The organism is Halogeometricum sp. CBA1124 (assembly GCF_009741955.1).
GTDB lineage: Archaea > Halobacteriota > Halobacteria > Halobacteriales > Haloferacaceae > Halogeometricum > Halogeometricum rufum.
Genome location: NZ_WPCD01000153.1, coordinates 1 through 8,931 on the forward strand (window position 1 = coordinate 1; position 8,931 = coordinate 8,931).

The 8,931-nt window shown below is 69.7% G+C and carries 6 protein-coding genes and 2 pseudogenes; 6 read left to right on the forward strand and 2 right to left on the reverse strand.

The window, feature by feature from the left end; genetic code table 11:
* A partial coding sequence (locus GJ632_RS15765; protein ID WP_231751607.1) for a PQQ-binding-like beta-propeller repeat protein occupies positions 1-585 on the forward strand: 585 nt, incomplete at its 5' end.
* 45 nt (positions 586-630) lie between these two features.
* Here GJ632_RS15765 and GJ632_RS15770 read toward each other — a convergent pair.
* A pseudogene (locus tag GJ632_RS15770) lies at positions 631-1,658 on the reverse strand (formyltetrahydrofolate deformylase).
* A gap of 222 nt (positions 1,659-1,880) precedes the next feature.
* Between GJ632_RS15770 and purS the strand changes: the two are divergent.
* Together purS and purQ are read left to right on the forward strand one after the other, a co-directional pair.
* The gene (gene purS, locus GJ632_RS15775; protein ID WP_191453452.1) at positions 1,881-2,132 is read left to right on the forward strand and encodes a phosphoribosylformylglycinamidine synthase subunit PurS; all 252 of its coding nucleotides are present in this window, start codon (positions 1,881-1,883) and stop codon (positions 2,130-2,132) included.
* Between the two features lie 53 nt (positions 2,133-2,185).
* Positions 2,186-2,869: a phosphoribosylformylglycinamidine synthase I gene (purQ, locus tag GJ632_RS15780; RefSeq protein WP_089808732.1), complete on the forward strand. Its 684-nt coding sequence runs from the start codon at positions 2,186-2,188 to the stop codon at positions 2,867-2,869.
* A gap of 398 nt (positions 2,870-3,267) precedes the next feature.
* On the opposite strand, the gene GJ632_RS15785 is transcribed toward purQ, so the two are convergent.
* Entirely contained in the window at positions 3,268-4,344 is a 1,077-nt protein-coding gene (locus GJ632_RS15785; RefSeq protein ID WP_191453453.1) for an archaeosine biosynthesis radical SAM protein RaSEA, read from the reverse strand.
* Positions 4,345-4,518: 174 nt separating this feature from the next.
* Between GJ632_RS15785 and GJ632_RS15790 the strand changes: the two genes are divergently transcribed.
* The 3 genes and pseudogenes from GJ632_RS15790 to GJ632_RS15800 all read left to right on the forward strand — a co-directional run.
* Entirely contained in the window at positions 4,519-5,658 is a 1,140-nt protein-coding gene (locus GJ632_RS15790; RefSeq protein ID WP_191453454.1) for a hypothetical protein, read from the forward strand.
* 122 nt (positions 5,659-5,780) lie between these two features.
* Positions 5,781-6,893, forward strand: a complete 1,113-nt coding sequence (locus GJ632_RS15795) for a hypothetical protein (protein WP_191453455.1) — start codon at positions 5,781-5,783, stop codon at positions 6,891-6,893.
* A gap of 165 nt (positions 6,894-7,058) precedes the next feature.
* Positions 7,059-8,931: pseudogene (locus GJ632_RS15800) on the forward strand (aldehyde ferredoxin oxidoreductase family protein); the annotation flags it as partial.

Here is an 8,931-nt window from a genome sequence, read left to right on the forward strand (position 1 = left end):
GCGCGGCGGCGACGGCGTCGTCGTCGTCTCGAACGGCTACAACGAGAACGGCGGCGGCCTGTTCTGCCTCGACGCCGCGACGGGAGCGTGCGCTGGGAGTCGTCGGTACGGACCGTCCACCAACCGGCCGCCGTCGGCGACGACGCCTGCTACGCGGTGGACGACGAGGGGTCGCTGCACGCCGTCTCGCTGGCCGACGGCGCGGTGCTGTGGTCGCGCCGCGGCGTCTCGACGAACCACGCCTCGCGGTACGAACAACCGGTACTGGCGGGCGACCGCGTCGTCGTCGGGCGGTGGGACGGTCCGCTGACGGCCTACGACTCGGCGACGGGCGAGACGGCGTGGACCGCCGGCCCCGCGGACGAACGGCACCACGTGCCCGTCGCCGCCGCCGACGGAATCTACGCCGTCACCCGCGAGGGAACCGTCTCCGAGACGGGGTTCGACGGCGCGGAACGGTGGCGGCGGACGGTGGACGTGACGGTGACCGCGCCGCCGTCGCTGGCGGACGGGACGCTCTACCTCGGCGGGCGAACGGGCGGCGACGTGGACGAGTGGGCGGGCGGGTTCTACCGGTTCGGCTGAGAAGGAGGGGTCGGTCTCGGATTCGGCGGCCTCGACCCGGCGGCTTCAGTCGTCCGAGGGGTTCGGCGCTTCGGCCTCGGATTCGTCGGCCGCCGAGTCGTCGTCCGACTCTGCTGCCGCCGTCTCGCCGTCGCGGAGTGTGTCGGCGAGTCCGTCGACGGGGCGGTCCGGGTTCGCCGCCGTCGCCGCGTCCGTCGCGCCGAGTTGGTAGTCGTCGGCGTCCGCGCCCGGTCGGAGACTGGTGCGTCCGCGGTGGACGCTCACCGCGTCGTCGAGGTGGAGTCGGACCGCTTCGAGGAGGGCGTCGGCCTCCAGCGGTTGCCCCAGCGACTTGATCTCCTCCAGCGAGGCGTCGTCGGGCACGTCGAACGCTCGCTGGGTGATGATGGGCCCCTGGTCGAGGTCAGTCGTCACGTAGTGAGCGGTGACGCCCGCGATGCGGACGCCTCCTCCTTCGCCTGCCGGTAGGCGGCCGCGCCGGGGAACGCCGGGAGCAGGGAGGGGTGGATGTTGATGATGCGGTCCTCGTAGCGGAAGACGACGTTCGGCCCGAGGATGCGCATGTAGCGGGCCAGCACCACGAGGTCGGCGTCGTAGTCGTCGAGGAGGGCGAGCAGTTCGTCCTCGTCGGGCGACCCCTTCTCGTCGCCGACGTCGTGGAACGGCACGTCGTAGCGTTCCGCGAGGGGGCGCAGGTGGTCGCGGTTGCCGACGACGACCGATATCTCGGCGTCGAGGTCGCCGTTCGTCCACGCCTCGAACAGCGCTTCGAGGCAGTGGCTCTCCTTCGTCGCGAGGACGGCGATCCGCTGGGTGTCGCGGTCGGCGGGGAAGCGCACCTGCACGTCCACGCCCAGGTCGTCGCCGAGGTCCGAGAGCGCGTCCCGGAGTGTCTCCTCGGTGCAGACCATCTCGGAGGTGTCCGCGTGCAGCGTCATGCGGAAGACGCCGTCGCGGACGGCCTGGTCGAGGTCTTCGACGTTGATTCCGCGCTCGAACAGCAGGGTGGTGACGTTCGCGACGAGTCCGGTCCTGTCTCCTCCGATGACGGTGATCTCGGTGAGGTCTGTCATCGGTACCACCGCCGACTGCTGTCGAACGGAGTCATCGACGGGTGGAGACTTCGCTCGGCCAAAAGGGTGTCTTTCCGCGCAACGATTGGGCCGCCGTCCCGAGCGTGACATGCCTCACGGTAGCACGCACCATGTACCGGCCGCGTCGGATGGATATCCACAAACGTGAATACCGAACGCAGTCCAAAACTGCTTTTGCTCATGACCGCGCACCACGAACCGATGACGACCTACACCGCGACGGTGACGGTGCGCCTGAAACAGGGCGTCCTCGACCCGGAGGCCGAGACGACCAAGCGCGCCCTCGAACGCCTCGGGTTCGAGTTGGAGTCGCTTCGCTCGGCCGACCAGTTCGAGGTGGAGATGGACGCCGAGTCGGCCGCGGCCGCCGAGGACCGGGCCGACGAGATGGCCGAACGACTCCTCGCCAACCCGACCATCCACGACTACGAGGTCGAGGTGGCCGAGGCGTAGATGACCGTCTCTGACACCCCGCCCGTCGAGGCCGCACACGGAGGTGCGTCCCGGTGACGGTCGCGGTGATACAGTTCGGCGGGTCGAACTGCGACCGGGACGCCGTCGCCGCCCTCGAACACCTCGGCATCGACGCCGAACGCGTCTGGCACGAGGACGGCCTGCCGGCGGACGCGACGGGCGTCGTGCTCCCCGGCGGGTTCTCCTACGGCGACTACCTCCGCGCGGGCGCGATGGCCGCGCGGTCGCCCATCATGAACGACGTGCGCGAGGCGGCGGCCGAGGGCACGCCCGTCCTCGGCGTCTGCAACGGCGCGCAGATCGGCTGCGAGTCGAGTCTCACCGAGGGCGCGTTCACGACGAACGAGAGCGCTCGCTTCCAGTGCGAGTACGTCCACCTCCGCGTCGAGAACGCCGACACGCCGTGGACCGCCGCCTACGACGAGGGCGACGTGATCGAGATACCCATCGCGCACGGCGAGGGGCGGTTCGAGATCAGCGACGACCGGTACGACCGGTTGGTCGCGGAGGACCGCGTCCTCTTCCGCTACTGCGACGCGGCGGGGAACGTGACCGAGGCGGCGAACCCGAACGGTTCCCGCGGTAACGTCGCCGGCATCACCGGCGAGGAGGAGAACGTCGGCGTGTTGATGCCGCACCCCGAACGCGCGACGCTGCCCGACCTGAACGGCAGCACCGACGGCGCGGGCGTCCTCCGCGGGTTCGCGCGGGACTGAGCCGCGTCACTCGGGCGGAAGACGCCACTCGGGAGAGAGAACCTATCCGTGCGACGAATCGCGTCGTCGCGACTCGACGAGCAACACGAAGCGACGGTGTGACGAGGCGGTCGTCTCAGGGATCTACCGCACGGGGCGAACTCGTGGCTATCCAGCCGTCGGGATTGTCGGACTCCCGAATCTCCAGCCAGCCGTCGGCGTAATACACGGTCTTGTACATCTGTAGAGTGGGTGCGACGCCGCGCAGGCGCGCGGGTACGCAGTACCTTGTCGCGGTTACGTCGCACCCGGAAGAGGAGACGGCGGCTACCCCTATCACTACCCACAGCCTTCGCGGGGCGTAACGGACCCTTAGCGGAAGTTTTGTCACCGCCTACCGAACGTTGTCGGCGAGTTAATCAGCGGGCCAGCGGCATCGAGTAGGACGTCTCCTCCGCCATCACGACGTCCCACGTTCCCTCGCAGTCGCAGGACACCTGCGAGAACACGGTCGGGTCCTGCCGGAGGTCGAAGTCCTTGATGGCTTTCTGCACCAAGTCGTCGCAGTCGCCGCAGTTGTGCGCGCCGCGGTCGGAGCCGTGCCCGACGGGGTCGGAGACGACGATGGCGTCCACGTCGGCGGTCGACTCCAGCACGTCGGCGACGGACCAGAGCCACGGCGGGCGGTAGCCGCCGTTGAAGTAGAGTTCGTCGACCATCGTGTAGCGCTGGACGTTCGTCGGGTTCATCGAGACGGTGTGGCAGTGGTCGACGGCGGCGCACCGCCGGATGGAGGACTTCATGTCCGCGACCGCCTCCGACTCCGAGAGGAACGGCGGCTTCATCAGCAGGTACGCCTTCACGCCCGCGCCCGCGTCGCCGGCCTCGGCGCAGGCGTCCTCGAAGTCCGCGAAGTCGAAGTACTTGTTCACGCAGTCGTGGCGGACGCGGTCCGTCGCCGTCTCCAGTCCGATTGCGACGTCCGTCTCCAGTCCCTGCGAGGTGAAGTCGTCCAGTTTCTCGGCGGCGACGAAGTCCGGCAGCGACTCGACGACGATTCGCTCCCGGTCGCCGAACGTCTCGCCGATGGCCCGTCGCGTCTCCGCGCCGACTTCGCGTTCGTCGAGGAAGCTGCCGGAGGTGTATATCTTGATGAGGTCGGCCGGTTCGTCCGCGTTCTCCGCTTCGTGGTCGAGACAGACCTGAATCTGGTCCATCAGCGCCTCGTGGGCGACGCTGCCGCCCTCGACGGACTCGGCGACGTAGCCGCACATCGTGCACCCGCCGGCGCGCGCCCAGCGACAGCCGCCGGTGTTGAGGATGATGGTGAGCGACCGCTTCACGCCGTCGGGCGTGTTGTCCTCGTCCAACCAGACGCGCGTGGGTTCGTGCGGGTCGTACGTCCGGTCCTTGCGCGAGCGAATCTCGCGCATCACTTCGTTGTGGGCGTCCATGCCCTTCCCCCGCTCGTACACTTCGGGGCTCGGCTGACTCATTACCGGTGGTATCCGACGTGCGCGTAAATCCGCTTCGCCTGCGCTCCGAGGCCGGCGGACGGAATCGACGGCCGGTCGCGTTCGGACGGACCGCGGCACGGTCGCTCGTCGTCGCCGAGTGCGCCGCGCCCGCCACAGGCAAGCGTTATTGGCGCGCCGCCCCGACCGTCACACGTGCCAACACGTCGCAGGCTACTCGCCGCGCTCGGCGTCGCCGGGAGCGTCGGCCTCGCCGGGTGCGACGGACTCGGCGGCGACCGGCCGGACGCGCGAACGGCGACGGAGACGCCGGCCGCGACGGCGTCGGAGACGGCCGTCGCCACCGACGACGCGGGGGACGGACCGTCGCTCCCCTACAGCGCCGCCGCCGCGAGCGAGAACGTCGAACGACCGCTGGGCGTCGTCGTCCGAAACGTGGGCGGGGAACGGCGGTTCGTCACCGTCGTCGTGAGCCACGGCGACCGGACGCTGCTCGTGGACAGCAGCGAGTACGCGCCCGAGGGGACCGACCGAACGCGGCACTACCCGAACCTCGTCGCCCGGCGCGGGACGTACGACGTGGTCGTGGAGACGGCCGACGGCGCGACGGGGCGCGGCGTCCTCCGCGTGGACGGCGTCCACCGCGACGCCGTGGTCGAACTCGACGGCGAGGTGCGCGTCCGGCAGACGGCGCGGTGCACCCCGGACTGCGGCGACGTGTCCGTCGCCGGCGAGGCGCGTCCCTTCGGCAACCCCCGGTGGCCGGAGATAGACGCGTGGGCGGGCTACACCGTCACCGTCGCCAACGCCGGCAGTCGGCGTCACGAGGTGCGCGTCGGCTTCGAGATAGACGGCGACACGGCGCTGGACTACCGCTACCGGCCGCCGCCGGGCACCGTCCTCGGCTTCCCGACGATACCGCCGCTCAGACGGCTGGAAGTGACCGTCGAGGCGAACGGCGACCGGTGGCGGGGGCGACTCGACGCCGACCGGAGCGTCGCCCTCCCCCTCGCGGTGGACGACGACGGCGTGCGCGTCGACGCGTGGCCCGACGCGGGCGCGGACCTCCGCGTGCGGAACGAACGCGGGCCGCAGACGGCCACCGTCGTCCTCTCGAAGGAGGGCGAACGGGTGGCGTCGTGGTCGGCGGACCTCGGACGCGAGGAGACGGCGACGGTGTCGGCGTTCGTCCCCGGCCCCGGCCTGTACGAGGCGGAGATGACGGTGGAGAGAGGGGACGAGTCGCTGACGAACACGCGAAGCGTCGTCGTCACGCGACGGGGGGTCCTCCTCGTCCGCGTCCGCGACGGCGTCGACGCGTTCTTCGTCCGGTGAGATGCGTCCTTCGTCCGGCGAGATGCGTTCTTCGTCCGGCGAGATGCGTCCTTCGTCCGGTGACAGGCGGGGCCGCCGCACCGGGAGCACGATATTTCTCCCCGCGGGCCGAACGCGAACGCGTGCGACGAACCGACGCTCCGACCAGACGGGCGCTCCTCGGCACGCTCTCGGCCCTCGGCGCGGCCGGACTGGCGGGATGCGACGCGCTCCCCGACGGGTCCGCGTCCGGCGACGCCGGGCGGACGGCGGACGGTGCCGGGGGCGACGCGACGCCGACCGGGAGTCCCGCGGCGTCGACCGGTGGGACGTTCGAGCAGACCGTCGTGGCCCGAAACCCGAACGCGACGGACGCCTACGTCACCGTCGCCGTGGAGTCGCGGTCCGGCGAGACGGCGTTCGTCCGGAACCTCGAACTGATGCCGGGCGAGTGGCGACCCGTGCGCGCCGAACTCCCGGAACCGGGGCCGTACCGCGTCGTCGCCGAGGCGGCCGGCGGCGACCGGGCGACGTTCGACTGGGTCACCGACGAACGCCTCGACGGGTGCGCGGTGACGCTCCGGGACGGCGCGTTCGAGTTCTGGCGGACGGCGGTGTGCCGGGGCGACTGCGGCCTCGCGGCGTCGGCCGTCGACGACGCGATACCGCTCGTCGGCGACGGCGAGGGGCGGTGGTACGCGCCCGCGAGCGTCGTGTTGGAGAACCCCGACCCGGCGGCGCGGCGAGCCCGCCTCGCGGTCGAACTGGACGGCGAGGCGGTGCTGACGGAGACGTACGAGGTGCCCGCGCGGACGCAGGTCGAACTGCCGGTCACCTACCGGTCGGGCGACTACCGCGTCCGGGTGGAGACCGACGGAGCGACGGTGGCCGACTCGTGGTCGGTGCCGGAGCAACCCAGCCTGTTCGTCGACCTGCGGGAGCGAGCGACGGGGTGCGGGCCGGCCAACTCCGAACTCACTCTCGTCAACTACGACGACGTCGAACACGCGGTGACGGTGCAGGTGGCGTCCGACGAGGAGGGTCTGTTCGCCGACCGCTGGACGCTCGCGCCGGAGGAACGGACCAGCGTCGTCCCCGTGTCGTCGTCCGGGCGGTACGAGGTCCGCGTGCAGATAGATGGGACGGACGAGTTCTCCACCGTCTGGTGGTCGTGCCCGCCGCGCGGGCCGGCGACGCTCGTCGTGGACGCGACGGGCGGCGGGTCGGTGAGTCAGACGACGCTGGCGCGGGAGTGACAGCCGACCAACGAAACCGAATCTACCGGCCAGATTTTCCCCGAAGTTCGCGGACCGTAGCCGTCCGAGGCGAGATTTGCCGCCGAACGCGTAACCGTTTGTCGTTACGTCGGTGTGGGAACGACTAACCCATTCTGGTCCCAATATAAGGGTAGATAGTTACCTATGACCGAGCAAGGCGGATTCAACGACCACGTGGCACGGGTGGACCTCTCCTCGGGAGAGGTTCGCTACGAAGGTATCGACGAAGAGGACGCGCGCAAGTACATCGGCGGGCGCGGCCTCGGGGTGAAGTACGTGTTCGACCAGGGGCCCGACGTGGACCCGATGGGACCGGACAACCTGCTGGCGTTCATGAACGGGCCGCTGACGGGGACGCAAGCGCCGATGAGCGGACGCATCGCCGTCTGCACGAAGTCGCCGCTGACGGGCACCGTCACCGACTCCCACCACGGCGGGTGGTCGGGTGCGCGACTCAAGTGGGCCGGGTTCGACGGCCTCCTGTTCGAGGGGAAGGCCGAACACCCGACGTACGCGTACGTCGAGGACGGCGAAGTCGAACTCCGCGACGCCTCCCACATCACCGAGTGGGGCGTCCACGACGCCATCGACGAGTTGGAGAGCGAAGTCGACGGACAGGTCGGCAAGAACCTGAGCGTGATGGCCATCGGTCCCGCCGGCGAGAACGGCGTCCGCTACGCCTGCATCGTCAACGAGGACGACCGGGCGTCCGGCCGCGGCGGCACGGGTGCGGTGATGGGCTCGAAGAACCTCAAGGCCGTCGTCGTCAAGTCCGGCACGAGGATGCCGAAACCGGCGAACCCGGAGACGTTCACCGAGGGCTACCAGCAGGCGATGCAACTCATCCGCGAGTCCGACGTCACCGCGCCGAACGAGGGCGGCCTGTCGGTGTACGGGACGAACGTCCTCATGAACCTGACCGAGGAGATGGACGGCCTGCCGACGCGCAACGGGCGCTACACCTCGACGCACTCGGAGGCCGAGGCGGACCCCTCCGAACCCAACATCGACGCAGAGAAGGTGTCCGGCGAGAACGTCCGCGAGAACATCCTCGTGGACGAGCCGACCTGTCACTCCTGCCCCGTCGCCTGTAAGAAGGAGACCGAGGTCACCTACGAGCGGAAGGGCGAGGAGATGAACGTCCGCGGCGAGTCCTACGAGTACGAGTCGGCGTTCGCCCTCGGGCCGAACTCGATGAACGACGACCGCGACAGCATCGCCGTCATGATCGACATGTGCAACCAGCTCGGGATGGACACCATCGAGACGGGCAACATGCTCGCGATGGCGATGGAGATGACCGAGCAGGGCAAACTCGACGACCTCGGCGAGGGCATCGAGTGGGGCGACGTCGAGCACATGATGGACGTGATGGAGGACATCGCCCACCAGGAGAGCGAACTCGGCGAACTCCTCGCCAAGGGCGCGGAACGCGTCGCCGACGAGGTGGCGCCCACGAGAACAAGCTCTCGGTCAAGGGCCAGACCATCCCGGCCTACGACCCGCGCGCGATGAAGGGCATGGGCATCGGCTACGCCACCTCGAACCGCGGCGCGTGTCACCTGCGCGGCTACACGCCGTCGGCCGAGATTCTCGGCCTGCCGGAGAAGGTGGACCCGCGCGAGTGGGAGGGCAAGGGCGAACTGTGCGCCCTGTTCCAGGACATGCACGCCATCTCCGACTCGTTCGACATCTGCAAGTTCAACGCGTTCGCGGAGGGCATCGAGGAGTACGTCCTGCAGTACAACGGCATGACGGGCCTCGACGTGACCGAGGACGAACTGATGGAGACGGGCGACCGCATCTACACGCTGGAGCGGTACTACAACAACCTCGCCGGCTTCGACGGCTCCGACGACACGCTCCCGGGCCGTTTCCTCGAGGGCGACGAGGCCGTCCCCGGACAGGGGGCCTCCGAGGGTCAACTGTGCGAACTCGATGAGATGAAAGACGAGTACTACGCGCGCCGCAAGTGGGTCGACGGCGTCGTCCCCGACGAACGCCTCGAAGAACTCGG

Bases quoted from the DNA above. Each gene is read 5' to 3' on its own strand.
- GJ632_RS15785 (WP_191453453.1), bottom strand. From the start codon at position 4,344: ATGAGTCAGCCGAGCCCCGAAGTGTACGAGCGGGGGAAGGGCATGGAC.
- purS (WP_191453452.1), top strand. From the start codon at position 1,881: ATGACGACCTACACCGCGACGGTGACGGTGCGCCTGAAACAGGGCGTC.